24 protein-coding genes, 2 tRNA genes, 1 rRNA gene and 2 riboswitches are annotated in these 24,999 nt (G+C 33.1%); of the genes, 20 read left to right on the top strand and 7 right to left on the bottom strand.

The window, feature by feature from the left end; genetic code table 11:
- From rrf to tsaD, 7 genes are all read left to right on the top strand, one after another.
- A 5S ribosomal RNA gene (gene rrf / locus ACFWM3_RS24240) occupies positions 1-95 on the top strand; the annotation flags it as partial.
- Between the two features lie 36 nt (positions 96-131).
- A tRNA-Met gene (locus tag ACFWM3_RS24235) sits at positions 132-208 on the top strand.
- A gap of 4 nt (positions 209-212) precedes the next feature.
- Positions 213-288, top strand: a tRNA-Asp gene (locus ACFWM3_RS24230).
- 401 nt (positions 289-689) lie between these two features.
- Positions 690-1,157: a tRNA (adenosine(37)-N6)-threonylcarbamoyltransferase complex ATPase subunit type 1 TsaE gene (tsaE, locus tag ACFWM3_RS24225; RefSeq protein WP_056470004.1), complete on the top strand. Its 468-nt coding sequence runs from the start codon at positions 690-692 to the stop codon at positions 1,155-1,157.
- Entirely contained in the window at positions 1,138-1,830 is a 693-nt protein-coding gene (gene tsaB, locus ACFWM3_RS24220) for a tRNA (adenosine(37)-N6)-threonylcarbamoyltransferase complex dimerization subunit type 1 TsaB (RefSeq protein ID WP_390313263.1), read from the top strand. Before tsaE ends, tsaB begins: the two co-directional genes overlap by 20 nt.
- A gap of 9 nt (positions 1,831-1,839) precedes the next feature.
- Positions 1,840-2,292 (top strand): ribosomal protein S18-alanine N-acetyltransferase, encoded by a 453-nt coding sequence (gene rimI, locus ACFWM3_RS24215; protein WP_056470010.1) that lies wholly within the window; start codon positions 1,840-1,842, stop codon positions 2,290-2,292.
- Complete coding sequence (gene tsaD, locus ACFWM3_RS24210) at positions 2,289-3,311, top strand: tRNA (adenosine(37)-N6)-threonylcarbamoyltransferase complex transferase subunit TsaD (RefSeq protein ID WP_390313261.1); 1,023 nt, start codon at positions 2,289-2,291, stop codon at positions 3,309-3,311. The genes rimI and tsaD overlap by 4 nt, the downstream gene beginning before the upstream one ends.
- Before the next feature lie 217 nt (positions 3,312-3,528).
- Here tsaD and ACFWM3_RS24205 read toward each other — a convergent pair whose 3' ends face one another.
- The gene (locus ACFWM3_RS24205) at positions 3,529-5,454 is read right to left on the bottom strand and encodes an ABC-F family ATP-binding cassette domain-containing protein (protein WP_390313259.1); all 1,926 of its coding nucleotides are present in this window, start codon (positions 5,452-5,454) and stop codon (positions 3,529-3,531) included.
- Between the two features lie 161 nt (positions 5,455-5,615).
- Here ACFWM3_RS24205 and ACFWM3_RS24200 point away from each other — a divergent pair, with 161 nt between their 5' ends.
- The gene (locus ACFWM3_RS24200; RefSeq protein WP_056470016.1) at positions 5,616-6,242 is read left to right on the top strand and encodes a redox-sensing transcriptional repressor Rex; all 627 of its coding nucleotides are present in this window, start codon (positions 5,616-5,618) and stop codon (positions 6,240-6,242) included.
- A gap of 40 nt (positions 6,243-6,282) precedes the next feature.
- Here the strand turns inward: ACFWM3_RS24200 and ACFWM3_RS24195 are convergent, their stop codons facing one another.
- A complete protein-coding gene (locus ACFWM3_RS24195; protein ID WP_056470019.1) occupies positions 6,283-6,954 on the bottom strand; it encodes a CPBP family intramembrane glutamic endopeptidase in 672 nt (223 codons plus the stop codon).
- Between the two features lie 275 nt (positions 6,955-7,229).
- On the opposite strand from ACFWM3_RS24195, the gene groES reads away from it, so the two are divergent.
- Both groES and groL read left to right on the top strand, forming a co-directional pair.
- Positions 7,230-7,514, top strand: coding sequence for a co-chaperone GroES (gene groES, locus ACFWM3_RS24190; protein ID WP_056470021.1), 285 nt, complete (start codon positions 7,230-7,232; stop codon positions 7,512-7,514).
- A 59-nt stretch (positions 7,515-7,573) separates the two neighbouring features.
- Positions 7,574-9,199, top strand: coding sequence for a chaperonin GroEL (gene groL / locus ACFWM3_RS24185; protein ID WP_390313256.1), 1,626 nt, complete (start codon positions 7,574-7,576; stop codon positions 9,197-9,199).
- A gap of 86 nt (positions 9,200-9,285) precedes the next feature.
- On the opposite strand, the gene ACFWM3_RS24180 is transcribed toward groL, so the two are convergent.
- Together ACFWM3_RS24180 and ACFWM3_RS24175 are read right to left on the bottom strand one after the other, a co-directional pair.
- The gene (locus tag ACFWM3_RS24180; RefSeq protein WP_390313266.1) at positions 9,286-9,567 is read right to left on the bottom strand and encodes a tyrosine-type recombinase/integrase; all 282 of its coding nucleotides are present in this window, start codon (positions 9,565-9,567) and stop codon (positions 9,286-9,288) included.
- Positions 9,510-10,175 (bottom strand): tyrosine-type recombinase/integrase, encoded by a 666-nt coding sequence (locus tag ACFWM3_RS24175; protein ID WP_390313254.1) that lies wholly within the window; start codon positions 10,173-10,175, stop codon positions 9,510-9,512. The genes ACFWM3_RS24180 and ACFWM3_RS24175 overlap by 58 nt, the downstream gene beginning before the upstream one ends.
- Positions 10,176-10,284: 109 nt before the next feature.
- Here ACFWM3_RS24175 and ACFWM3_RS24170 point away from each other — a divergent pair, with 109 nt between their 5' ends.
- From ACFWM3_RS24170 to ACFWM3_RS24155, 4 genes are all read left to right on the top strand, one after another.
- Positions 10,285-10,695, top strand: a complete 411-nt coding sequence (locus ACFWM3_RS24170; RefSeq protein WP_390313252.1) for a hypothetical protein — start codon at positions 10,285-10,287, stop codon at positions 10,693-10,695.
- A gap of 246 nt (positions 10,696-10,941) precedes the next feature.
- A complete protein-coding gene (locus ACFWM3_RS24165) occupies positions 10,942-12,852 on the top strand; it encodes a site-specific DNA-methyltransferase (protein ID WP_390313250.1) in 1,911 nt (636 codons plus the stop codon).
- Positions 12,853-12,857: 5 nt separating this feature from the next.
- On the top strand, positions 12,858-15,506 hold the full coding sequence (locus tag ACFWM3_RS24160) for a DEAD/DEAH box helicase (RefSeq protein WP_390313249.1): 2,649 nt from the start codon (positions 12,858-12,860) through the stop codon (positions 15,504-15,506).
- A gap of 571 nt (positions 15,507-16,077) precedes the next feature.
- The gene (locus ACFWM3_RS24155; protein WP_390313248.1) at positions 16,078-16,251 is read left to right on the top strand and encodes a hemolysin XhlA family protein; all 174 of its coding nucleotides are present in this window, start codon (positions 16,078-16,080) and stop codon (positions 16,249-16,251) included.
- 485 nt (positions 16,252-16,736) lie between these two features.
- Here the strand turns inward: ACFWM3_RS24155 and ACFWM3_RS24150 are convergent, their stop codons facing one another.
- Positions 16,737-17,588 (bottom strand): ATP-dependent DNA ligase, encoded by an 852-nt coding sequence (locus ACFWM3_RS24150; RefSeq protein WP_390313246.1) that lies wholly within the window; start codon positions 17,586-17,588, stop codon positions 16,737-16,739.
- 233 nt (positions 17,589-17,821) lie between these two features.
- Between ACFWM3_RS24150 and ACFWM3_RS24145 the strand changes: the two genes are divergently transcribed.
- Positions 17,822-18,223, top strand: a complete 402-nt coding sequence (locus ACFWM3_RS24145; protein WP_056470034.1) for a hypothetical protein — start codon at positions 17,822-17,824, stop codon at positions 18,221-18,223.
- Between the two features lie 157 nt (positions 18,224-18,380).
- On the top strand, positions 18,381-19,139 hold the full coding sequence (locus tag ACFWM3_RS24140) for a peptidoglycan recognition protein family protein (RefSeq protein ID WP_390313244.1): 759 nt from the start codon (positions 18,381-18,383) through the stop codon (positions 19,137-19,139).
- A 62-nt stretch (positions 19,140-19,201) separates the two neighbouring features.
- Here ACFWM3_RS24140 and ACFWM3_RS24135 read toward each other — a convergent pair whose 3' ends face one another.
- Both ACFWM3_RS24135 and ACFWM3_RS24130 read right to left on the bottom strand, forming a co-directional pair.
- The gene (locus tag ACFWM3_RS24135) at positions 19,202-19,522 is read right to left on the bottom strand and encodes a DMT family transporter (RefSeq protein ID WP_056470039.1); all 321 of its coding nucleotides are present in this window, start codon (positions 19,520-19,522) and stop codon (positions 19,202-19,204) included.
- Between the two features lies 1 nt (position 19,523).
- Positions 19,524-19,871 (bottom strand): DMT family transporter, encoded by a 348-nt coding sequence (locus tag ACFWM3_RS24130; protein ID WP_390313242.1) that lies wholly within the window; start codon positions 19,869-19,871, stop codon positions 19,524-19,526.
- A 190-nt stretch (positions 19,872-20,061) separates the two neighbouring features.
- Positions 20,062-20,164, top strand: a riboswitch (purine riboswitch).
- Between the two features lie 147 nt (positions 20,165-20,311).
- Here ACFWM3_RS24130 and guaA point away from each other — a divergent pair.
- The 4 genes from guaA (at position 20,312) to ACFWM3_RS24110 (ending at position 24,621) form a co-directional block, all read left to right on the top strand.
- A complete protein-coding gene (guaA, locus tag ACFWM3_RS24125; protein WP_390313240.1) occupies positions 20,312-21,847 on the top strand; it encodes a glutamine-hydrolyzing GMP synthase in 1,536 nt (511 codons plus the stop codon).
- Positions 21,848-22,004: 157 nt separating this feature from the next.
- Positions 22,005-22,157, top strand: a complete 153-nt coding sequence (locus tag ACFWM3_RS24120) for a hypothetical protein (protein WP_390313239.1) — start codon at positions 22,005-22,007, stop codon at positions 22,155-22,157.
- Positions 22,158-22,168: 11 nt separating this feature from the next.
- Entirely contained in the window at positions 22,169-22,480 is a 312-nt protein-coding gene (locus tag ACFWM3_RS24115; protein WP_390313237.1) for a hypothetical protein, read from the top strand.
- A 542-nt stretch (positions 22,481-23,022) separates the two neighbouring features.
- Positions 23,023-23,122, top strand: a riboswitch (purine riboswitch).
- A 170-nt stretch (positions 23,123-23,292) separates the two neighbouring features.
- Entirely contained in the window at positions 23,293-24,621 is a 1,329-nt protein-coding gene (locus ACFWM3_RS24110; RefSeq protein WP_390313265.1) for an NCS2 family permease, read from the top strand.
- Positions 24,622-24,999 lie beyond the last annotated feature (378 nt).

Genomic DNA, 24,999 nt, shown 5'->3' with positions numbered 1-24,999 from the left:
GTCACACCCGTTCCCATACCGAACACGGCAGTTAAGCTCTTTTGCGTCGATGGTAGTTGGGGGTTTCCCCCTGTGAGAGTAGAACGTCGCCTGGTTTGGATTTTTATGGATATAAATTCATTTTACATTATCGCGGGGTGGAGCAGTCTGGTAGCTCGTCGGGCTCATAACCCGAAGGTCGCAGGTTCAAATCCTGTCCCCGCAACCAAAATGGTCCCGTGGTGTAGCGGTTAACATGCCTGCCTGTCACGCAGGAGATCGCCGGTTCGATCCCGGTCGGGACCGCCATACATACGATTCTTAAAACGAAACAAAAAATTGTTTCGTTTTTTTTATTATTTTTTAATGAGTAATATATAATTAGACCTTATTTGTAAGATTATTACTTTTAACTCTTATAATTGTTTGAAACAGAAGCAGACACAAGTAAAGACTGCTCAACTCAAACTTATTTGGGAAACGTGGGAAGGTAGAAACCATAAGGAGCATATGCGACTAGAAGGCACTGGAACGTCCTGCGAAAAGCGAGAGAAGTAACAAAATAGACGAATACAACCTAAATATAAATTTCAATAATTAATTTTAACTATTCAAAAGAATATTACTGTTTGACATCCGCTTAATGTTTTGAAATGATATAATATGGCAAAGTTAGAAATAGACGAGTTAGAATTTTGGTGGTGAAGTAATTGGAAATTGTTTTACATACAAATACTGAGGAAGAAACTCAAGAAATTGCATTTTTTCTCGGGCAACTAGTGCAACAAAAAGATGTAATATTATTAGAGGGAGACCTTGGTGCTGGAAAGACAACCTTTACAAAAGGATTTGCTAAAGGTCTTGATGTAAAAAGAACGGTTAATAGCCCAACTTTTAATATTATTAAAGAATATAAAGGTAGAATTCCTCTATATCATATGGATGTTTATCGTTTAGAAGGTAGTAGTGAAGATTTAGGCTTTGATGAGTATTTTATGGGTGAAGGTGTTTGTGTTGTAGAATGGGCTCATTTAATTTCAGATTACTTACCAAATGAATTCTTAAAAATCATAATAACTCATGAAGAAAATGGTAGAATGATTACTTTTATTCCAAGTGGATCTAGGTATGAATTTATTTGTAAGGAGTTAATAAACAATGACCGTTTTAGCAATTGATACATCGACAAATGTTATGGGGATTAGTCTAATAAAAGATCAATCAGTTATTGGCGAAACGATAACATTTATTAATAAAAACCATTCTGTCCGATTAATGCCAGCAATTAGTACTTTAATGGAAGAATGCAATATAAAACCAAAGGAACTATCTAAAATAGTAGTTGCAAAAGGGCCAGGCTCTTATACAGGTGTACGTATTGGTGTCACTGTGGCTAAATCATTAGCTTTCACTTTAAATATTCCAATTATCGGTGTATCAAGTTTGAAGGTATTGGCTGCTAACGGGCGCTATTTTAATGGATTAGTTTGCCCATTATTTGACGCAAGACGTAATTTATTATTTACAGGTCTATATGATTTTAGAGGGCAGGTTACTAATGATGTATTAGAAGACTGCAATATTGACCGAAGTATCTGGATTGAAAAGCTTAAATCTTATAATGAACAAATCTTATTTATTGGTAATGATGTATCAATACATAAAGAGTTTATTATTGAGCATTTAAAAGATAAAGCTGTCTTTGCAAAAGAGAGTTTGAATAACCAGAGACCAAGTGAACTGTTTACATGTAGCTTAGAAGAAAAAGAAGAATCAGTTCATAATTTTGCACCAGAATATTTAAGATTATCAGAAGCAGAAGCTAATTGGCTAGCAAGCCAAGAAAAGTAGGAGGATAATATGATCTCATCGGTTGCTTTTCGTAAAATGAAAGAAGAAGATTTAGATCAAATAGTAGAAATTGAAAAACAATCATTCCCTACACCCTGGACATATGATGCTTTTTATAATGAATTATATTCAAATCAATTTGCCAATTATATAGTGGCTGAAGTTGATGAGAAAATAATTGGCTATTGTGGATTATGGGTGGTCATAGACGAAGGACATATTACAAATATAGCTATTTTGCCAGATTATAGGGGAGTAGGCCTTGGTGAAAAGTTACTTCGAGCGGTAATGGAAACTGCTAAAAATCTTGGAGCTGATACATTAACATTAGAAGTAAGAGTATCAAATCATGTAGCAAAAGGACTGTATCAAAAGCTAGGATTCCAAGATGGTGGTATTCGAAAAAGCTATTATACAGATAATTTTGAGGATGCATTAGTTATGTGGGTGAATTTGAAATGATAAATGAAAATTGTTTAATTCTTGCTATAGAGACAAGCTGTGATGAAACTTCAGCAGCAGTTGTTAAAAATGGAAATGAAATTTTAAGTAACGTAGTAGCTACTCAGATAGATATTCATAAACGTTTTGGTGGAGTTGTACCTGAAGTTGCATCACGATTGCATGTTGAGCAGATAACTTTGGTAATCGAAGAAGCTATGAAGCAAGCACAGGTAAAATATGAAGATCTAGCAGCCGTTGCTGTTACAGAAGGTCCAGGGCTTGTAGGAGCGTTACTAATTGGGGTAAATGCGGCAAAAGCAATTGCATTTGCACATGGATTACCGCTTATAGGAGTTCACCACATTGCTGGTCATATTTATGCTAATCAACTAGTAAAGCCCCTGCAATATCCGCTATTAGCCTTAGTAGTTTCTGGTGGACATACTGAGCTTGTCTACATGAAGGAAGATGGCATCTTTGAGGTTATAGGTGAAACAAGGGATGATGCAGCAGGGGAAGCTTATGATAAGGTCGCTAGAACACTTAAATTACCTTATCCAGGTGGTCCTCACATTGATCGACTAGCGCAAGAAGGAAATGCAACTATTCCTTTTCCTAGAGCATGGTTAGAAGAGGGTAGCTATGATTTTAGTTTTAGTGGATTAAAGTCAGCAGTTATTAATTATATGCATAATGCTGAACAAAGAGGCGAGGAAGTATCACCAGCTGATGTCGCAGCAGGCTTCCAAGAGAGTGTAATTGAAGTAATTGTTTCAAAAACAATTCAAGCTGCAAAAGAATATAACGTTAAACAAGTTTTATTAGCCGGCGGAGTGGCAGCTAATAAAGGGTTGAGAGCTACATTACAAAACGAGATGAATGCTTTGAGTAATATAGAATTAGTTATACCACCACTATCACTTTGTACTGATAATGCTGCAATGATTGGCGCTGCTGCATTTATCCGTTTAAAACAAGGAAAACTAGGTAATTTGGCATTAAACGGGAATCCAGGCTTGGATTTAGAGAATATGTAAGAAGTACTTATTCACAGTTTTTTTATAAAATGTGGATAAGTACTTTTTATTTGTTAAAAACTTATTAAACTATGTGAACAAAAATGTGAATAACATTGCTGTATTTCTGTGGATAATGTGTATAAACCTGTGTAAAAGCTAAATTATAATTGAATATATGTGGATAAATATGTAGATAAGTAAAAACGGATAGCAAAAAGCATATCCGTTTAATCAATTATTCTTGTAAGTTCTCCCATTCTTCCATTAGGTCTATTAACTTAGCTTCGAAATCATTTTTCTTATTTGTTAATTCCTGTACTAATTGAAAATCACCGTAAACTTCTGGCTTACATAATTCTAGTTCGATCGTCTCTATATCAAGCTCATACTGAGATATATTACTTTCAATTTCCTCTATACGTCGCTGAGTTTGACGAAGTTTTTTCTTTAATTCTTTGTCTTGTTGATAATCAGAAATTGGCTGAGAGGATTGTTTAACTTGTGTTAATGTAGCCTCTTTTTCTGCTTGTTCTTTTTCGAATGCTTCGTTTTTCTTAAATTGGTAATAGTCATAATCACCCAAATAAATTGATAATCCTGCTTTTGCTAGTTCAAAAGTTTTTGTGGATAATCTGTTCATAAAGTAACGATCATGAGAAACGAATAAAATTGTTCCAGGGTAATCTAACAAAGCATTTTCTAATACTTCTTTACTATCTAAATCTAAGTGGTTAGTAGGCTCATCAAGAATTAGAAAATTAGCTTTTTTCATCATAAGTTTAGCCAATGCTAATCTTGCCTTTTCTCCACCACTTAAAGAGGTAACATTTTTAGTTACATCATCTCCAGAAAATAAAAAGTTCCCTAATATTGTCCGAATTTCTTGTTCGGGCTTTAATGGATAATCATCCCAAAGTTCGTCTAATACTCTCTTATTAGAAGTTAGTTTTGCTTGCTCTTGATCATAGTAACCAACCGAAACATTTGCACCAAAATCAATCGTTCCCTGTAATTTTTCTAAGTCTCCAATAATCGTTTTAAGTAATGTCGATTTACCAACACCATTTGGACCGACTAATGCGACACTATCGCCTCGATTTAGTACGAATTTCATTGTCTGATCAATTGTTGGGATCCGATCATAGCCAATAAATAAATCTTGTACAGACAACACATCATTACCGCTTTGTTTTTCAATTGAAAATGAAAAATTAGCTGAAGATTCATCTCCAAGTGGTTTGTCTAATCTTACCATTCGATCTAATTGTTTTCTTCGACTTTGGGCTCTTTTTGTAGTTGAAGCACGCGCAATATTACGCTGCACAAAATCTTCAAGTTTATTGATTTCCTCTTGTTGTTTTTCGAACTGTTTTAACTCTTGTTCATATTGAGCTGCCTTTAGATCAAGATACTTACTATAATTACCAACAAAACGTTGATGCTTATGATTAGATATTTCATAAACAATATTAACAACTTGATCAAGGAAATATCGATCGTGGGAAACGATTAATACTGCACCAGGATATGACTGTAAGTAGCGCTCTAACCAACTAAGAGTGTCAATATCCAAATGGTTCGTAGGCTCATCCAGAATTAACAAATCAGGCTTCGTCAATAATAGCTTACCTAATGCCAGTCTTGTCTTTTGTCCGCCGCTTAACGAAGAAATTTTTGTTTCGTAATCTTCATTACTAAAACCTAAACCACTAATAATTGAACGAATATCTGCTTCAAACTGGTAACCACCGTTTTCTTTGAAAGTATATTGAAGATGATCATATTCATTCATAACCTTGTCATAAACGGCTTGGTTAGAATAAACATCCTCTCTTGTCATTTTAACTTCTAATTTTCTCATATTGTCTTGCATCTCTACTAAATGATTGAAAACAGAATAATATTCTTCCCAAATCGTTTGATCGCTTTGTAAACCAGTGTTTTGGGCTAGGTAGCCTACAGTAACATCTTTAGGTTTATTTATTTCACCGCCATCATAGGATATTTCACCTGCTATGATTTTCAGTAATGTAGATTTTCCAGCACCATTACGTCCAACAATGGCAACTCGATCACTCGTTTGAACTTCTAATTTTATATTTGAAAGTATAATGTCACTACCAAAATACTTTGAGACATTATTTACTTGTAAAAGAATCATGGATAACACCTCATTGCAAAATTTTTTATCTATGTAACTGTAGACTGTCAAAATTCTTAAATATAGTGTATATTTTACATTAGAACAAGTACTTTATTACTAAAATAAAGTCAAATTACACACCATAGTAAAAAGAATTACAGTAAGTGGGGGATTAAAAAATGGATTCGGAACAAATTAAAATTCCACAAGCTACTGCTAAACGTCTACCTTTATATTACCGTTTTATAAAGAATTTGTCTTTATCAGGTAAACAAAGAGTTTCTTCAGCAGAGTTAAGTGAAGCAGTAAAGGTAGATTCCGCTACAATCAGAAGAGATTTTTCTTATTTTGGAGCACTCGGTAAAAAAGGTTATGGCTATAACGTAAATTATTTATTAACTTTTTTCTCGAAAGCGCTTAACCAACATGAAGTTATGAAAGTTGCATTAATTGGTGTTGGTAATTTAGGAACTGCATTCTTACACTATAATTTTATAAAAAATAATAATACTAAAATTGAGATGGCATTTGATATTGATCCAAATAAAATTGGTACTGAAATAGGTGGAGTACCCGTTTATAATCTAGATAATCTAGAGGACGTTATGAATGAAGATATTCAAATCGTTATATTAACTGTTCCTGCACCTGTGGCTCAATCAATAGCTGATCGATTAAATGGAAAAAATATTAGAGGAATTTTAAATTTCACACCTGCCCGAATTAGTGTACCAGAACATATTCGCATTCATCATATAGACCTAGCAGTTGAACTGCAAACATTGGCATATTTTTTACAACAATAAATTCATATTAAAATAAAAACCCCCAAAAATTTGGGGGTTTTTAATGTAAATTGATCTGCTGAAAAACGACAAAAGAGTTCATTAACATATGTGTTAAGATTGGAACCATAATTGAGTTTGTTCGTTTATACAGGTAACAAAATACAAAACCGATTAGAAAGTAAGATAAGAAGAAGGGTATGTCTCCGTGCATAAGCGAAAAAATCGCTGAACTAATCCCTGCAGAAATAATAAATGGTAAACGATTATAAAGTCTTTTAAAAATGATTCGACGAAAAATAATCTCTTCTAAAATTGGTGCAACTAGACTTGGGATGATAATAAAAGCTGGATTAAGCTTAGCAATGTTTATGATATTCTGAGTATTTTCTGAGCCTTTATGTAAATCAAATACATAAATTAAAATTAAATTACAAACAATTTGAGTTAGCATTGTTATGAAGTAACCTAAGATAACCCAATTGATTATTGTACGATAATTAGTTTTTAGATTCTTTATTCCTTCATAAATGGGCTTATGTAATAAGATAAGTATAATAATTAACCCAGTTACGAAACTAATACAACCCCATAATGCCACCGCTTCAAGAGAAGCTGTTTTCTGATCCACTCCAACGTATAAGTTACTATTTAATAAATAGGGCACCCCAAAAACCGCTGAATACTGAAGAACGACATACGTTAATAAAATCCACAAATCTCTAGTTTTCAATACGATAGCTCCTTTGTGTTGATATTTTTCATAACTCAAAGGTTTATAACAACACGTACATTATTTTACGCGTTTCTTTTGTTTCTTAAAAGAAATTTTCACTTTTTATTTTACTTTTGATTGTAAAGAAAAAAACTTATTAAATTTCGACAAGAAAAGTGCCTGCTTCGGACTTGCAAAATTTTTTGATATTATTTAAACTAATAATTGTGTTAGCACTCAATATACATGAGTGCTAAAAAATAATGATTTGATTATTGAGGAGGTATTTACACATGTTAAAGCCATTAGGTGATCGTGTTGTAATTGAGCTTGTTGAGTCTGAAGAAAAAACTGCTAGTGGTATCGTGTTACCAGGTAGTGCACAAGAAAAGCCACAAGAAGGCAAAGTTGTTGCAGTAGGTACTGGTCGAGTACTTGAAAATGGTGAGCGCGTTGCTTTAGAAGTATCTGTAGGTGACCGCATTATCTTCTCTAAATATTCAGGAACAGAAGTTAAGTACGGTGGTACTGAATACTTAGTACTTCGCGAAAACGATATTCTTGCAATCTTAGGTTAATAAAATAAAAATACTTAAATTAAAAAATATACTTTTTATATTATAAGGAGGTCATTTTCATGGCAAAGGACATTAGATTTGGTGAAGAAGCACGTCGCGCAATGTTACGTGGTGTAGACGCTTTAGCTGATGCTGTAAAAGTAACTTTAGGACCAAAAGGACGTAATGTAGTACTTGAGAAAAAATTCGGTTCTCCATTAATTACAAATGATGGTGTTACAATCGCTAAAGAAATCGAATTAGAAGATGCATTTGAAAATATGGGTGCAAAATTAGTTGCAGAAGTTGCTAGCAAAACAAATGATGTTGCTGGGGACGGTACAACAACTGCGACAGTTTTAGCGCAAGCTATGATTCGTGAAGGTCTTAAAAACGTAACTGCTGGTGCAAACCCAATGGGTATCCGTAAAGGGATCGAAAAAGCAGTTGCTGCAGCAATCGAAGAATTAAAAACAATCTCAAAACCAATTGAAGGTAAAGAGTCAATCGCACAAGTTGCTGCAATTTCTTCAGCGGATCCAGAAGTTGGACAATTAATTGCTGAAGCAATGGAGCGCGTTGGTAACGATGGAGTTATTACTCTTGAAGAATCAAAAGGTTTCACTACTGAGTTAGAAGTAGTAGAAGGTATGCAATTTGACCGTGGATACTCTTCTCCATATATGGTTACAAATTCAGAGAAAATGGTTGCTGAATTAGAAAACCCATATATTTTAATCACAGATAAAAAAGTAACAAACATTCAAGAAATCTTACCAGTACTTGAGCAAGTTGTTCAACAAGGTAAACCACTATTAATAATTGCTGAAGATGTTGAGGGTGAAGCACAAGCAACAATCATCGTAAATAAATTACGTGGTACTTTCAATGCAGTTACTGTTAAAGCTCCTGGCTTCGGTGACCGTCGTAAAGCAATGTTAGAAGATATCGCGATCTTAACTGGCGGTGAAGTGATTACAGAAGAATTAGGATTAGATCTTAAAACAACGAACATCACTCAATTAGGTCGTGCTTCAAAAGTTGTAGTAACAAAAGAAAACACTACAATCGTTGAAGGTGCTGGTGAAACTGAAGCAATCCAAAGACGTATCGGCGTAATCCGTGCTCAATTAGAAGAAACTACTTCTGAATTTGATCGCGAAAAATTACAAGAGCGTTTAGCTAAATTAGCTGGTGGTGTAGCAGTAATCAAAGTTGGTGCTGCAACTGAAACTGAATTAAAAGAGCGTAAATTACGTATTGAAGATGCATTAAACTCTACTCGTGCTGCAGTTGAAGAAGGTATTGTAGCTGGTGGTGGTACTGCATTAATGAGCGTATACAATAAAGTAGCTTCAATCGAAGCAGAAGGTGACGTAGCAACTGGTATCAACATCGTATTACGTGCACTTGAAGCTCCAGTTCGTCAAATCGCTACAAATGCTGGTCTAGAAGGATCAGTAATTATCGAGAAATTAAAAAGTGCGGAAGTTGGCGTTGGTTTCAATGCTGCTAACGGACAATGGGTAAACATGATCGAAGAAGGAATCGTTGACCCAACTAAAGTTACACGTTCTGCACTTCAAAACGCAGCATCTGTTTCAGCAATGTTCTTAACAACTGAAGCAGTAGTAGCTGACATCCCTGAGAAAAATGCTCCTGCAATGCCTGACATGGGCATGGGCGGCATGGGCGGCATGATGTAATATCGACCCATTATCCCTTGATTTTATAGGGGTCTTGCCTTTAATGCTCTTTAAGGGGTAACATTGAACCTTTATAAGGTTAAAAATCAGAGGTTTTCCATAAGTTCTTTGAACTTTTGGGAAGCCTCTTTTTTCATTTCTTTTGTAACATAAAGATAAATATTTTTGGTGGTATCTTCATCTTTGTGACCTAAACGTTCCATAATTTGAGGTAACCCCACTTCCGCTTGTGCTAATAGTGAAGTATGGGTATGTCGTAAAGAATGAGGGGTAAGATTGATATTTAATTCTGCTAATTTTAATAAACGTCTCATTCTGTTTTCGATTTTTTTAATATAAAAAGGATAACCAGATGATTCATCATCAATATGGGTAAAAATAAAGTCTTTACCGTGGTATTTATCAGGTATCTCATAATTAATTTGTTTTGAAATGATTTATGGATCTTTAATGCATTAATCACAGTATTATCTATATCAATAACACGTACAGAAGAAGCTGTCTTTGGTGTTAACAATTTATATCTTTTTTTATTATTTGTGGGGTTATAGTATGTTTTGGTAATGCTAATTGCATGTTCCTCCATGTTAACATCACTCCATTTTAATGCACACAGTTCCCCTGCTCTTATTCCTGTATAAGCAAGCGTTAAAAAGATAGGGTAATCTTGAGCTAGTCCCATTTCTTTGGCTATAGAAAGAAAATGTTGTAATTCCTTTTTCTCCAAATAATTTGGGAGAGTGTGTAGTCCTTCTAATTGTTCAATTGTTAACTGTTGTTTTGGTACGAAGGTAAATTCTGTTGGATCTTTTTTTATTATTTCCATTTCAACTGCCTTTTTAAAGATCATTCTTCCAGTTCGATGGGCTCCATCGATTGTATTTTGAGCATAACCACGCTTTTTAAAATTATTTAAAGCGTTTTGGTACTGTCTTCTAGAAATATCTTTTAACTTTAATTTTGCAAAGTAGTCCATTAATCGCTTGATTTCGTGCCTCCTTACACGAATAGGAAAAAATTGCAAGTTATATGAAGAATGGTATAGATTGCGTTTTTGAAAGCTAAAGGGAGAGGAGGAACTATAGTTGAAAAGTAATGAAATCAGGCAGCAATTCATTGAAATGAGGGCAAGAGGCATTAGCTTTGATAGAATAGCAAAAGAATTAAAAATTGCTAAATCAACACTTTTCGACTGGTCTAAGGAACATCTAACGGAAATTGAAAACTCAAAGGCTATTGAGCTGGAAGCTTTGCAGGAACAATTTAATTTAACGAAAACAGCAAGAATTGAACTATTAGGGCGACATGTTGAGCGGATTAAGGCAGAACTTGAAAAACGTGATTTTTCAGCCGTTCCAACAGATAAGTTGCTTGATGTTTTAAGCAAAACGCTGAATCAGTTAAAACACGAGGAAATAGAGATTACGTTCAAGGGCAAAAGCGATAAGATAAAAGATTATATAGGAGCCACTAACACAGGTACGTGGAAACCATAATAAGACCAAAACAGGAATGGTTGCAGCCGTGCAGGTTATATTGTAAGGCTGTTTTTAGAGATAACCTTTATAAGTGCCTATCATGCGGTGCGAAGTTTAAGTAAGCCAGATTATTTTTATTTTATCTACATGGCTAAGATAATGTTCTATGTCATTGGAAATAGTAATTTAAGGTGAGAATAAAAAATAGTGTACTAAAATGTTATACTGAATATAACTGAAATAAAACCATGGAGTGAGAATTATATGGCTTCGAAATATGATCATTTGACAAAGGAACAATTAATTGCAATTTTAAATGAAAGAGATTCTAGTAGGAAATTAGGTTTAGTTTGGGAGAGAAATGAAATTGAAAAAGATAATAGTTTAAATGATGATTTTGTAACTCTTTCACATTCACCAGACCTATCCTTGGGTAATTCACCATACGATAATTTATTAATTGAGGCAGATAATTTTGATGCTTTGAGATATTTAAACATCACACATAAAGGAAAGATAAAGTGTATATATATTGACCCACCATACAATACAGGTAAAAAGGATTTCATTTATAATGATTCTTTTATCGATAAAGATGATGCGTGGAAACATTCCAAATGGTTAGAATTTATGCATAAACGTTTGAGCTTAGCTAGAGAACTTTTAAGTAATGATGGAGTAATTTTTATCTCAATTGGTGAAGAAGAATATGCGCATCTTTCTTTATTAATGGATGAGATTTTTCCAAATATGAAAGTTGGAACCTTTGTATGGAGAAGAAGAAGTGGCTCTAACGATGAAAAAGAATGGTTTTTAAGTGCAGACCATGAATATGTTTTATGTTATGCAAATACAGGATTTAACTTTGCTGGCATAGGAAAGGATTGGTCGAATGCAACTGATGATGGCGATCCTAGAGGTAGATGGATTGATGGACCGTTAAATCAAGGAAAAGATATAAAACAACGAGCAGATGCTTATTACCATATTTTTAATCCGGAAACTTCAGTTTGGTACCCGTGTGACCCAGATAGTGTTTGGCGATTTGCTAGCAAAAGTAGAGCTAACGAAGGACAAAAAATTAGAACTAAATTTATGGAAGAGCTAATTGAAGAAAAAAGAATTTCATGGCCGGCTAAAGAAGAGACAATTATCTTTGAAAGTATTGATGAATTAACTAAAGCAATTGAGGATGGCAGCATTCCTCATAATTTAAGAATTTATGAAAGAATACCAAGTTATAAAGAGGATTTGAAAAATGGGCGTATAAAAGAAAAAGTGTTATTAAATATTCCACCGTTAGAGTTTTGGGTAGGTAAAAAAATAGGGTTAGGGAAGCCTAGACTAAAAAGATTTACATCTGAAATTAAAAAAACTGAAAAACCTGTTTCTACTTGGATTCTACCTTCAGCTATAAAGAAATCAGATCTGGAATTAATTGAATTAGATGAAGTAGAAATTTTTAAAGTCGGAACTAACACAGAAGGGACGACTTTACTAGCTCGAATGGTTGGTAATAAAGATTTTTCTTATCCTAAGCCACTTAGCTTAATTAAAACTTTGATTAAACAAAGTACAGATCCTCAATCAGATCATATTGTATTGGATTTTTTTGCAGGAAGTGGAACTACTGGACAAGCAGTTCTAGAATTAAATAATGAAGATGGTGGAGATAGAAAGTTTATATTGGCATCAAGTACAGAAGCTACAAAGAAACACCCTACTAAAAATGTTTGCCAAGAGATAACTTATAAGCGGTTGTACGCAACTGTGAAAGGTTATAGTTGGAGAGATGCCAAAGGTCAACATAATGTAGAAGGTACTGGTGGAAACTTTGCCTATATGAAGTGTGAAAAAATTTCTTATTCTAATCTCCACATTGATATAAAGCATGAGCAGGTATGGTACTGTTTACAGCAAATATACTTTAATTTTTTAGATAGTTACGATGTGCAATCAGACTACCAAGTTTCGAAAAATGAAAATATGAATCTATATTATATGACTGCAATAAGTAAACAGATTATAGATGATATAACAGGCGATATTAAGAGGGACCATAAACAGGCAGTTATTTATTGTTGGCAGCCAGGGATTCTCAAACAAAAAATCAATAGTGAGCATATCTTAATTGAGGGTATTCCAGATAAGCTTGTTGAATTATTTAGGAGGTAGTAATTTTGAAGATTATACCTAAAACATTTCAACTGGAAGTGGTTGAGAACGCAACTGCCATTTTAGGCAGTTGTGTTGAAATGTTATCGAAAATAAGGAAGGATGCTTTATACGAAAAAAATAGAAATTTGATTGTTTCAAAAAAAGGACATATGCTATTTGAAGCGCCTACGGGTACAGGGAAAACCTTGATGGCATGTGAAGTCATGGATTCCCTAAGCAAAGATTATAATTTAATTTGGTTTTGGTTTGCCCCATTTGCGGGGTTGGTAGAGCAAAGTATTGAAGTCCTTTCGAATGGATTTAGTTTTTTGAATGTAAAATCACTAAATGATGATAGGACCGTTAATAATCTTAAGGGTGGCGACGTCTATGTGACTACTTGGTCTAATGTGGCTGTTACTAATAAAGAAAGTAGAAGGGTTAGAAAAAACTCAGAAACGATGTTGTCTTTTGATGAATTAGTGAAATATGCTCGTTCCAAAGGATATTACATAGGAGTTGTTATTGATGAAGCCCATCATAGTTTTACAAAAGATTCGCAGGCACAAGCTTTTTATAAAGAGGTTTTAAATCCAGAAATTACGGTAATGGCCAGTGCTACGCCTAAAGATAAAGAGATACAGAAGTTTATTGAGCTTACTGAAATTGAAAAAGTCCATAAAGTATCAGTATCAAGAAAACAAGGTGTAGAGGCAGGATTAATAAAGCAAGGTGTAAAGGTTGCTGTATTTAAGGCAAATGAAAATGTAAATAAATTAATAAACTTTGAAAAAACTGCTTTAAAGTGTGGTGTGGAAGCACACGATGAAATCAAAACAATTTTAAAAGATGCCAATATAGACGTTACTCCACTAATGCTTGTTCAAGTTGATTCAAAGGAAGGAAGTATTGAACAAGCCAGAAAATGGCTTATTGAATTAGGTATACCAGACATGAAGATAAGGGTTCATACCTCAGATGAACCAGATCCTCATTTGATGTCTATTGCACATAATGAAAATGTAGAAGTTCTGATATTTAAAATGGCTGTAGCAACTGGCTTTGATGTACCAAGAGCATTTACATTAGTATCAATGCGTTCTGCGAGAGATGTGAATTTTGGTACGCAAATTGTTGGACGTATTATGCGTGTAGATAAAAGGTTGCAAATACTTGAAAAATATCCTGATAACCTGAATTATGGATATGTATTTCTAGCAAATAGACAACATCAAGGTGGGTTAATCGAAGCCGCTCAAAATATAAATGCAATAAAAGATGAGTTAGCTGAGGTAACAGAATCAATAGATTTAATAGTGGTAGAAGATGAAGTTATGTATACAGAGGATAATCAAATCAATTTATTCCCTTTTGAGCATTCTAAAAGTGAAACAACTAACGTTACTATTAAAGAAGAAAGTATACCTTTTGATCAAGAAGTTCAATTAGTTTTGTTCTCTTTTTTGGAGGATACTGATAGTGAAGTTGAAGAAAATCATTTTAGAGAAAATAAATTTGAGGAAAATGTTAAAGAGGGTAAGGATAGTCTAAATCTACAAAACAAAGACACTAATTCTGATAAGGTATCTCATTCTATAGACGTTGACGATAATGAAAAAAGTACAAGTACAGAAGTTAATAATGGAGGCTATACCTCGCATAGTAACCCGGTGTTAAAAGGATTAGGTCTAGGAAAAGAAAGTGAAGCTTTATATGGGGATAAAAAAACTTTTTCGTATTCTCTAAGAACGGATATTGATTTTCCTAAAAATCTAAAGAAGGCCGCTGTTACTCTTGATAGTAATAAAATACTAAATGAAATTATAAAGCGATTTGTGTTTGATGAGAAGGTATTAACAGTAACGCAACAGAGTGCTACGAAAATCTTAATGGAGCAAGTAGAGATATTTGAAAACTTACAAGAAGCGTTAAAAGAAATCAATGCCGATTTGGCACAAATTGAGATAGATAACTTAGCGCAAAAATCCTTATTTGATTCAAATAAAGAGGGAATGGTTGATGTAAGATCTCTACATGAGGAATTAGAAAAGAGATTGAAAAAGGCTTTTGAATCATATGGTTGGACTCATATGACGTATGATGAGAAAGTACGAGAAGGTCTACATAAAATTTTAGCATTAAAACCGGAATCATTAAAAAAAGCAGTGAGTGAGGCATTATCAGCTAATATTGAATCTGAGTTAGCTGATACCCTTCCTACTATGATTGGGAGCAAAACGCCCTTACATCCATCACGCTTTAATATATACGGTGTATATCCAGATGATTTGAATAAATGGGAAAGGTCTTTTACGGAACTATTGGATTCAGATTTGGAGGGAATTGTAAAATGGTGGCATAGAAACCCGCCTAGAAAAGCGTATTCTGTTAGCTTACCAATTCCGGGACAGCCTAAATATCATCCTGACTTTGTTATAGGTGTTAATGATCGACAAAAAGGTGAAGGTATCTTGTTAGTAGAAATTAAAAGGGTAATTAATGATGAGAAGGATAATGCCCAAACTAAAGCTCAAGCTGTTCATCCGGAATATAAGAACATTTTAATGTTATATTTAGATGGAGAACGTTGGATGACCGTAGAATACAATTCGAAGAAAAATAAGAATGAATTAGATAGAATATTTAAGTTAGAATATATGCAAGTTTATTAATCAATTTTATGCAAGCTATTTTTAGAGTAGTAGAGGTTAAAGAGACGAAAGGAGTTTCTTCATAATCTAATTGCTTAATGGTTCCTCAAATTGAATTATCTAAAACAAATGCAGACGTCATCAATGAAATTTCTAGAAGTAGTAAGCTTAAGGTACGATATTTATTAGTGATATTTGGGTAACATAATAACATAAAAAGTCGTTATTAAAGATGTTACGATATATAATTTTAAAAACGTTGATACAACGCTATTCCATAAACTATGGTGAAAGATGTTACAGTATAGGGGATAATGGGCGGCATGATGTAATAAAGAAAAAACCCTTGAGAAATCAAGGGTTTTTTTTTGTCTAAAATCTTAAAAAGCTTAATCAAAATAGTCCTGGTTTTGCAAAAAATTGTAAGTAATTAAAAGCCAATTTAATTAGTGATTCCGTATTAAGGTTTTCTTACGAAAGTTTTTTATTACCTTCGTACTATTTTTCATTAACAAATATAGTATTTCTGAATATATTAAGTAAAGGACAAGCTACTAGAAATGAGGGGATATGGATAGACGAAATAAAAGAATTGCAGGAAATAATAACAGAAATTAAAGAGCGTTTGGCAGTGGCAGAGAGTACGATTGTAAAGATTGAACAAAAAATTGAGAGAATTGAAAGTAACACAAGTTGGACTGTACGTTTAATTATTGGAGCAATTATTATGGCAGTTTTAAGAATCATCCTAAAAGGTAACATTTGAGAGATTTATTATAAAAGACCGTACTTATATTAGACTTCATTTCACAGTAATATTGCTAGTAAAGATCGTGAAATTAAGTAAAAAACCTGGTACTTTTATAGGTTTTTTATTTTTATGATTCGATTATTTACTATTGGAGTAGTCGATAATGAGAATAGCTAAACTAATCCTTTTAAACTGGTAATAGAATGGAGATATTTGATTAAATAAGACTTAGGTTTTATTGACTATAGATTTGTTTAAATATGTATAGTAAATTTGATAAAAGCAGCAAATCTGCGATGCGATATTACGAATAGATCAAATAATTTTTTAAGGATGATTTAGATGAATTTTGGTTTATATAGAGGATGCCTTTTTGGTCTCTTATTTTCTATACCATTTTGGTTGATCATATTATGGTTTATATTTAGATAGAAAATAAAAAGCCCCTTCATGTAAGTAAAAACCTACTAATACATTAAAAGGGGTGAATCAGTATTTTTTTAAACGATAAAGTCATGGAATATAGGTTCAATTAATTCTCCGCTATTTAATTGACCTCTACTTTTTATCACACATCGAACTAATGGCTCTACATAAATATAATTTTTGTCTTCTCCAGTTTTTATATGCTTCGTTAGACTAAAGAATGCTGTTTTTTGGCCAGTATTCATCCCAAACTCTACGATCCCTACATTTACATACTCATCATTTTTTAATTCCGAGATTAATAATCCCATTCCTTGTTTTTTATAGCCTGTAATATAGTAATTACTATATCTCCAGTTAATAATTTTTAACCAATTTAGTGAACGATGTGCTGGTATATAAGTGGAATCTTTTGATTTAGCTACTATACCTTCGAGTCCGAGAGTTTTAATTTGCTCAAAAAACATCTTACCTTCTGACTCGATATAAAAACTTTTTTTAATTGATTCTTGATCAACTAGAGTTTCTGAAAGGATTTTTTTTCGATAAGATAAAGGTTCTTTCATTAAGTTATTATTTTTAAGGCGTAAAATATCAAAAACGATATATGTTAATGGAAATTCTTTGCTTCCTTGTAATATTTTGTATTCTTGAATAAAACTTACTCGATTGGTAACTGCTTCAAAATCCTCTCGGCCTTCATTATAACAAACTAAAACACCGTCTAAGTAACAATCATCTAATTCGATATTTTCGAGTTCAGGGATTCTCTCCGTAATCTCGGTACCATTTCGATTAAAAAGTTTATTCTTTCCATTTTGCCTTTCAAGCATCATTCGAACACCATTTGATTTCAATTCAAAATAATGTTGATCAGAGTCAAATGGCTTATCAGCATTCTGTAATAGCATTGGCTCAATAAACATTTTTCATTTCGCTATCATGATTGTTGCTTTTTTAGCATAATCAAGATTCCTTTCTTTTTTATTTGAGATATATAAATAACTTAAATATTTTTGTTTTCTTATATAGCAATAATTCATTCTATTTTTTGTCTTCCACTTGTTAATGTACTTTTATTTCTTATGTATTTCAAGTCATAACTCGTCTAATTTCACAATAAGATAAATTATCTTCTTATGAAAAGTGGTGTTATGAAATGGGGAGGAAAAATAATTTCAAAATTACGGAACCGATGTTGAACGAGTACTATGATTTGAGTCAAAAAAAGAAAGATATTGAAAATCAGTTAGAAGAATTACAAAAGATTTTTCATGGATATTTTGATCATCAAGTTGGAATGAATGAAAAAGGTGAACTAATTATTAATAATTTAAAACTTGAAAGAATCATAAGAAAAAAAGAGAAATTTAATGAGGAGGAGACAATTAATAAATTAGAAGAACTAAACCTGTCTGATTTAATACAAATTGTAAGAAAACCAGATGGAGATAAAATCAAGTCTGCTATTAATTTGGGGTTGTTAAAAGAGAAGGATTTAGATGGCTGTATATCGGTTAATTCATCACAAGCCATTTATGTTAAACCACTAAAAAAGTAAGTATATTACTTATTTTTATCATCATCCTCGAGAGTATCTAATACTCTCTTTTTATATGTAACGAAATTTATCTTCCAGAATAATGTATTAATAAACATGTCCAAGTATTCGAAAGAAGGTTGTTTGGACATGCCAATATTGCAAAGGAGTGCTAATTTTGGCAACTTGGAGAAATGATTTTATTTCGATGAACAAGTATACGAGGCCGTCAATAAAGTTGAAAGAAGTTAAAAAAATTGTGCTACATTGGACAGCCAATCCGGGGGCAAGTGCACAAAGTCACCAAAGGTATTTTAACGGTATAGCGATAAAAAATAAAACATATGCATCTGCTCATATATTTGTTGATTCGAAAGAGGCAATCTGTATTATTCCGCTTGATGAAGTAGCTTATCATGCAAATGATCATTATGAAAGAAATAGTAATGGTGGTGTATATAGAGGAGTGGATGAACTTGCTCCGAACGCAAATAAGCTTTCAATCGGTGTAGAAATGTGTGTCGAAAAGGATGGTACTATTTCACAATATACATTAACACGTACGATCAGAGTAATTGCTGAATTGTGTAAGATGTTTAAATTAAATGCAAATGACATTGTGAGACATTATGACATAACCCATAAGCCATGTCCAAAAACCTTCATAGACTACCCCGATCGATTTAACGAGTTTAAAGCACAAGTGAATGCGATCTTAAATCCCCCGAAAACCCAAACAGACTCAATTCCATACCCTGGTATTTTAAAGGAAGGTTCAAGAGGTGAATCTGTAAAAAAGGTTCAACAAAAACTTAAAATAACGGCAGATGGAATTTTTGGACCAGTCACTGAAAATGCAGTTAAAACATTTCAAGCAAATAATGGACTAGTTGTCGATGGCATTGTTGGAAAAAACACTTGGGGCAAGCTGTTTTAAAAGACAATATGACATAATTCCTAAAGAAAAAATCCCCAATTCGTTGTCGAATAGGGATTTTTTTAATGAGGTGAGATAATTTTTAAACCAATAACAGATCCAATTACTAAGGTGATAAATAATAGTCGTTTCCATTCTCGTGATTCATTAAAGAACAACATGCCAATTAAAACAGAACCAGCGGCACCTATACCAGTCCAAATTGTATAACCTGTACCAACGGGTATAACCTTTAAGGCCTTTGATAATAAGTAAAAACTAGTCCATCCAGATAGAATACACAAAATGGAGTAGTTAAGTTTTTTAAAATTATTTGATAGCTTCATAAAAATGACAAAGCCAACTTCACCCAAACCCGCAATAAATAAAAATAACCAAGCCATTTTATGCTGCATCTCCTTTTTCTGCTTTTTTATCACCTGAAGTTAATTTTAAGCCAATAATTCCAGATAATAATGTAATTACAAGTATAACTTTTAAGATAGAGGCCGATTCATTTAAAAATAACATTCCTATAATAACTGTCCCAGCGGCGCCAATCCCTGTGAAAACTGCGTAAGCGGTACCGATTGGAATATCTCTTATTGCTTTTGAAAATAAATAAAAGCTGAACAAGATCCCAGCTATCGTTAAAATTGTTGGTAACAAATTTGTAAATCCTTCTGAGTATTTTAGTCCAAATGCCCAAGCAATTTCGGAAATTCCCGCTATAACTAAGTAAATCCAACTCATAAAAAATCTCCCCCTTATAGCAGACTAAGTAAATGATTTTGTCCCGGCAAACTACCTACCGTTCGTTAGTTAAAAGATACACTATAATCTTATTCATGACAAGTTGGAACGTTTACACAAAAATTTATTTTTTTTATGCAATGAAATACCTTGACCGAAAAATTATACATTGTTAGAATGAGACAATAATACAATATTCGTCATTATTCTTCATATATCCTCGACAATATGGGTCGAGAGTCTCTACCGGGGCGCCGTAACATGCCCTGACTATGAAGGCAGTCTGACTTTGTTTAATTTTAAGTCTGATTTTCTGCCTTCTTATACGCATTTTTCGTATGTAAAAAGAGGAGAAAGTCGGCTTTTTTTATTTTTTTTGGGAAAAATAGTATCAGTTTAACTGATACGTTAATTCAATATATATAGATGGGGTGACCGTTTTGCAACAACATGACACAATTGTAGTACTAGATTTTGGAAGTCAATATAACCAACTTATAGCACGACGTATCCGTGAGTTTGGCGTTTATAGTGAATTACGTCCTCATACAATTACTGCAGAGGAAATTAAGCAAATGGGCGCAAAAGGGATCGTTTTCTCTGGCGGACCAAATAGCGTATATGGTGAAAATGCTTTTTTCTGTGATGAAGCAATTTTTGATTTAGAAATTCCAATCTTAGGTATTTGTTACGGAATGCAGTTAATGACGCAACATTTTGGTGGAACGGTAGCTAGAGCTGACCAACGTGAATATGGTAAAGCTGAATTAAACATTCAAAATCCGTCTGCTTTATTAAAAGACCTACCATCAGACCATGTAGTTTGGATGAGCCATGGTGATAAAGTAATTCAACAACCAGAAGGATTCGTTGTAGATGCAACTAGTGCTTCTTGTCCAATCGCAGCAATGAGTAATGAAGCTAAAAAAATGTATGGAGTACAATTCCATCCAGAAGTTCGTCACTCTGAATATGGAAATGATCTATTAAAGAATTTCGTATTCAATATTTGCGAATGTGAAGCAAACTGGTCAATGAAAAACTACATTGAAGTTGAACTTGAAAATATTCGTAATACTGTTGGCGACAAAAAAGTACTTTGTGCACTTAGCGGTGGTGTTGATTCTTCAGTAGTTGCAGTATTAATTCACAAAGCAATTGGTGATCAATTAACATGTATCTTCGTTGACCACGGTTTATTACGTAAAGATGAAGCTGAAGGCGTTATGAAGACGTTTAGCGAAGGTTTCAACATGAACGTAATTAAAGTAGATGCTAGAGAGCGCTTCTTAAGTAAACTTGCTGGCGTTTCTGATCCAGAACAAAAACGTAAAATTATCGGTAATGAATTCATCTATGTGTTTGATGATGAGGCAGATAAATTAGAAGGTATGGATTTCTTAGCTCAAGGAACTCTTTATACAGATATTATCGAGAGCGGTACGGCTACAGCTCAAACAATCAAATCACATCATAATGTAGGTGGATTACCTGAAGACATGCAATTCACGTTAATCGAGCCTTTAAGTTCATTATTTAAAGACGAAGTACGTGCAGTAGGTACTGAACTAGGAATTCCAGATGCAATCGTTTGGAGACAACCATTCCCAGGACCAGGTCTAGGAATTCGTGTATTAGGTGAAATTACTGATCAAAAACTTGAAATCGTTCGTGAATCAGATGCAATTTTACGTGAAGAAATTGCTTTAGCTGGTTTAGATAAAGAAATTTGGCAATATTTCACGGTATTACCTGACATCCGTAGTGTTGGCGTAATGGGTGATGAGCGTACGTATGATTACACTGTGGGTATTCGTGCAGTTACATCGATCGATGGAATGACTGCTGACTGGGCACGTATTGATTGGGATGTACTTCAAAAAATCTCAACCCGTATTGTAAACGAAGTTAAACATGTAAACCGTATAGTTTATGATGTAACTAGTAAGCCACCAGCAACGATTGAGTGGGAATAACAATAAGAAAAGCCATAAACCCTTATTTACAAGGTTTATGGCTTTTTCTATTTTAAATTGACACTAATTTGACTCCATTTTGTAACAAATAGACGGAACTTATTACCGTATTCTGTGATAATTTTAAAATGTAAAAATATTCTTATAGAGGTACAAAATGGTAGTGAATTCGAAATTTAAACAAGGGATAATTGTTGTTTTATCCTCATCAATTATTGCTACAGGTATATTACCATCTTTCGTTCAAGCAGAAGAAACAATAAACACATTTGAAACTGTTGATAAGAATGATGAATTCGTTTTAACTTAGAAGAAATAGAAATGATTATGAATAATGTTCCAACGACTGCAACTGAACCACAACAACGGAATATAATTACCTCTATCGTAAAGAAAGTTGCTGTAAATGCATTGAGATATTCAGGTACTTGGTTGGAAAGTAAACTTGCAATGAAGATTGGTAAAACACAAGCTAAAAAAGTATCTAAAAGTTTTTATAAAATTGCGAGCTATATTGAAAAGGTACAGAAAATTCAAGAATCGGGAATCGCAAGTATATTAATTAATGGTGGCGTACCAACCGATGTAGCTATCGAAACTGCTAAGTATATAGTTATACTATTTGGTTTATAATCGGTATTTTTACTTGGGAGGGACTGAAATTGCATAAACTTTTAGAAATGTGGATTCGTATCCCCAGGTTAGTAAAACAAACTTTTTTATCAAGTATTATACTTATATTTTTAGTGTATTGGGGATTATTAGGAAGTAAGAGAGTAATTCAATTATTTTATAGTATAAATTTTCTAAAGATAATCATAATAATTATTAGTTTTGTAATTGCATCGTTATTATATGTGTTTTTAAAAGATGAAAAGAAAACAAAATAAGTATTTAAAATAGTGAACATGGCTAGATCTCTTCTTTAGTAAGTGATTATAGCTTTTTTTTGTTGAAACTTGTCATTTATTGACCAGTTTATAGTACAATATTTATTAGAATTTACTGTTAATTAAACGTTTTATTTGACTAAAATGGGTATTTCCAAATGATGAAGTTTAATTGAATAACTAAAATATGGTAAAAGCGAACGAAAACGGATATTTTATAAAAAATGTTCGTTTTTTTGTTGACACTAATTAAAACTGAATGTAATATAAGGATATAAATTAAATAAATTATTTGTCATAACTTGTCGTATAGGCTAGTAAATATGGACTAGCGTCTCTACCCGCCACCGTAAAATGGCGGACTACGAAGTAATGATTTCTGAATGTTATTAACCTACTATCTTGCTATTATTCTACTATTCTAGGGTTAATAAGTTCAGAATGAAACTGCTCGTGATAGGCGCTTTTACCATTGTGTAAAAGTGCCTTTTCTATTTTAAACAATAGAGACCGACTTTTAAGACTAAAACTTAGGAGGATCACATGAAAGAACGCATCAGTAATTATTTTGAGTTCAACAAGTTAGGCACATCATATCGTCAAGAAACAATTGCTGGTTTAACTACATTCTTAGCAATGGCTTATATTCTATTTGTAAATCCATCGATTTTATCATTATCAGATATAAAGGATTTTCCAGAAGCTTTAAGAATGAATAAAGAGGCGATCTTTGTAGCTACATCTTTAGCTGCAGCATATGGATCGATTTTAATGGGGATATATGCGAAATATCCAATTGCTTTAGCACCAGGTATGGGATTAAATGCATTCTTTGCTTTTAACGTAGTTCTTGGAATGGGTATTCCATGGCAAACGGCATTAGCTGGCGTATTCGTATCAGGTATTATCTTTATCATTCTTTCATTAACTGGTCTTCGTGAACAAATTATAAATGCAATCCCAATTGAATTAAAATTAGCAATTGGTAGCGGTATTGGATTCTTTGTAACATTTGTCGGTTTAAAAAACTCAGGTATTATCGTAAGTAACCCGGCGACATTCGTTTCACTTGGTAAATTAAATGAACCAGCTGTTTTATTAACGATTTTCGGTTTAGTTATTACAGTAGTTTTAATGGCTAGAAAAGTAAAAGCTGGTGTATTTTTAGGAATGATCATCACAGCAATCGCAGGTATGATTTTTGGAATTATCGACTTACCATCTTCAGTTGTTGGTCCAGTACCAAGTATTGCTCCAACATTCGGTCAAGCAATTAAACATATTCCAGATGTTTTCTCTTCAGGTAAAATGTTTGCTGTAGTCTTAACTTTCTTTATCGTAGATTTCTTTGATGCAACAGGAACATTAGTAGCAGTAGCTAACCAAGCTGGTTTATTAAAAGAGAACAAGCTTGAAAGAGCAGGTAAAGCATTAATGGTTGATGCAACAGCAGTTGTAGTTGGTTCAACTTTAGGTACAAGTACTACTACTTCTTATATTGAGTCAACTGCTGGTGTAGCTGCTGGCGGACGTACTGGATTCTCTGCAGTAGTTACTGGTATCTTATTCTTACTAGCATTATTCTTCGCACCACTTTTAGGAGTAGTAACTGCAGCGGTAACTTCACCTGCATTAATCGTAGTCGGAGTTTTAATGGTTTCATCAATTGGTCAAATTGATTGGAAAAAGTTCGAAATTGCTGTTCCAGCATTCTTTACAATTATTGCAATGCCATTAACATATAGTATTGCAACAGGGATTGCGGTTGGTTTCATTTTCTACCCGATTTCAATGATCGCTGCTGGAAAAACGAAAAAAATCCATCCAGTAATGTATATATTGTTTGTAGTCTTCCTATTATTCCTAGCGTATTTTAGAGACTAGGTAAGTAAATAGAACGGTAAAAACCAGCCTCCAAATTTGGAGGCTGGTTTTATTTTTATCTAATATTATAGAAGGATTGTAGATAAGGACCGCTTCATCTTAAAAATTCTGAATAGTAGTATTTTTATTTTGGTATTGTAATTATTTCAAATAGCTGATATATTATTCTATGTTGTCCCAAACGAGGGAAAACAAACGAAATAAAAAATCAAAAAACATTTAAAAAGTTGTTGACTAAAACAAGCTTTAAATGATATGATTTATAAGTTGCTTCTAAAGCGACGAAGTGAACTTTGAAAACTAAACAAAACATGAAGTAAACGTCAATTATTAGTTTTTTGAGCAATACAAGATTTAAACTTAACTTTTATGGAGAGT

Origin of the sequence: Gottfriedia sp. NPDC058432 (assembly GCF_042721555.1) — a bacterium.
Lineage (GTDB): Bacteria > Bacillota > Bacilli > Bacillales > Bacillaceae_G > Gottfriedia.
The sequence above is the reverse complement of the archived record's forward strand: the minus strand, read 5'-3'. Positions and strand labels throughout refer to the sequence as shown.

Coding starts and splice junctions, on each gene's coding strand:
- ACFWM3_RS24200 (WP_056470016.1), top strand. CDS start 5,616: ATGGATTCGGAACAAATTAAAATTCCACAAGCTACTGCTAAACGTCTA.
- ACFWM3_RS24175 (WP_390313254.1), bottom strand. CDS start 10,175: ATGGACTACTTTGCAAAATTAAAGTTAAAAGATATTTCTAGAAGACAG.
- ACFWM3_RS24150 (WP_390313246.1), bottom strand. CDS start 17,588: ATGTTTATTGAGCCAATGCTATTACAGAATGCTGATAAGCCATTTGAC.
- tsaB (WP_390313263.1), top strand. CDS start 1,138: ATGACCGTTTTAGCAATTGATACATCGACAAATGTTATGGGGATTAGT.
- ACFWM3_RS24135 (WP_056470039.1), bottom strand. CDS start 19,522: ATGGCTTGGTTATTTTTATTTATTGCGGGTTTGGGTGAAGTTGGCTTT.
- tsaD (WP_390313261.1), top strand. CDS start 2,289: ATGATAAATGAAAATTGTTTAATTCTTGCTATAGAGACAAGCTGTGAT.
- ACFWM3_RS24120 (WP_390313239.1), top strand. CDS start 22,005: ATGGTAGTGAATTCGAAATTTAAACAAGGGATAATTGTTGTTTTATCC.
- rimI (WP_056470010.1), top strand. CDS start 1,840: ATGATCTCATCGGTTGCTTTTCGTAAAATGAAAGAAGAAGATTTAGAT.
- groES (WP_056470021.1), top strand. CDS start 7,230: ATGTTAAAGCCATTAGGTGATCGTGTTGTAATTGAGCTTGTTGAGTCT.
- ACFWM3_RS24145 (WP_056470034.1), top strand. CDS start 17,822: ATGGGGAGGAAAAATAATTTCAAAATTACGGAACCGATGTTGAACGAG.
- ACFWM3_RS24165 (WP_390313250.1), top strand. CDS start 10,942: ATGGCTTCGAAATATGATCATTTGACAAAGGAACAATTAATTGCAATT.
- ACFWM3_RS24115 (WP_390313237.1), top strand. CDS start 22,169: ATGATTATGAATAATGTTCCAACGACTGCAACTGAACCACAACAACGG.
- ACFWM3_RS24130 (WP_390313242.1), bottom strand. CDS start 19,871: ATGAGTTGGATTTACTTAGTTATAGCGGGAATTTCCGAAATTGCTTGG.
- ACFWM3_RS24205 (WP_390313259.1), bottom strand. CDS start 5,454: ATGATTCTTTTACAAGTAAATAATGTCTCAAAGTATTTTGGTAGTGAC.
- groL (WP_390313256.1), top strand. CDS start 7,574: ATGGCAAAGGACATTAGATTTGGTGAAGAAGCACGTCGCGCAATGTTA.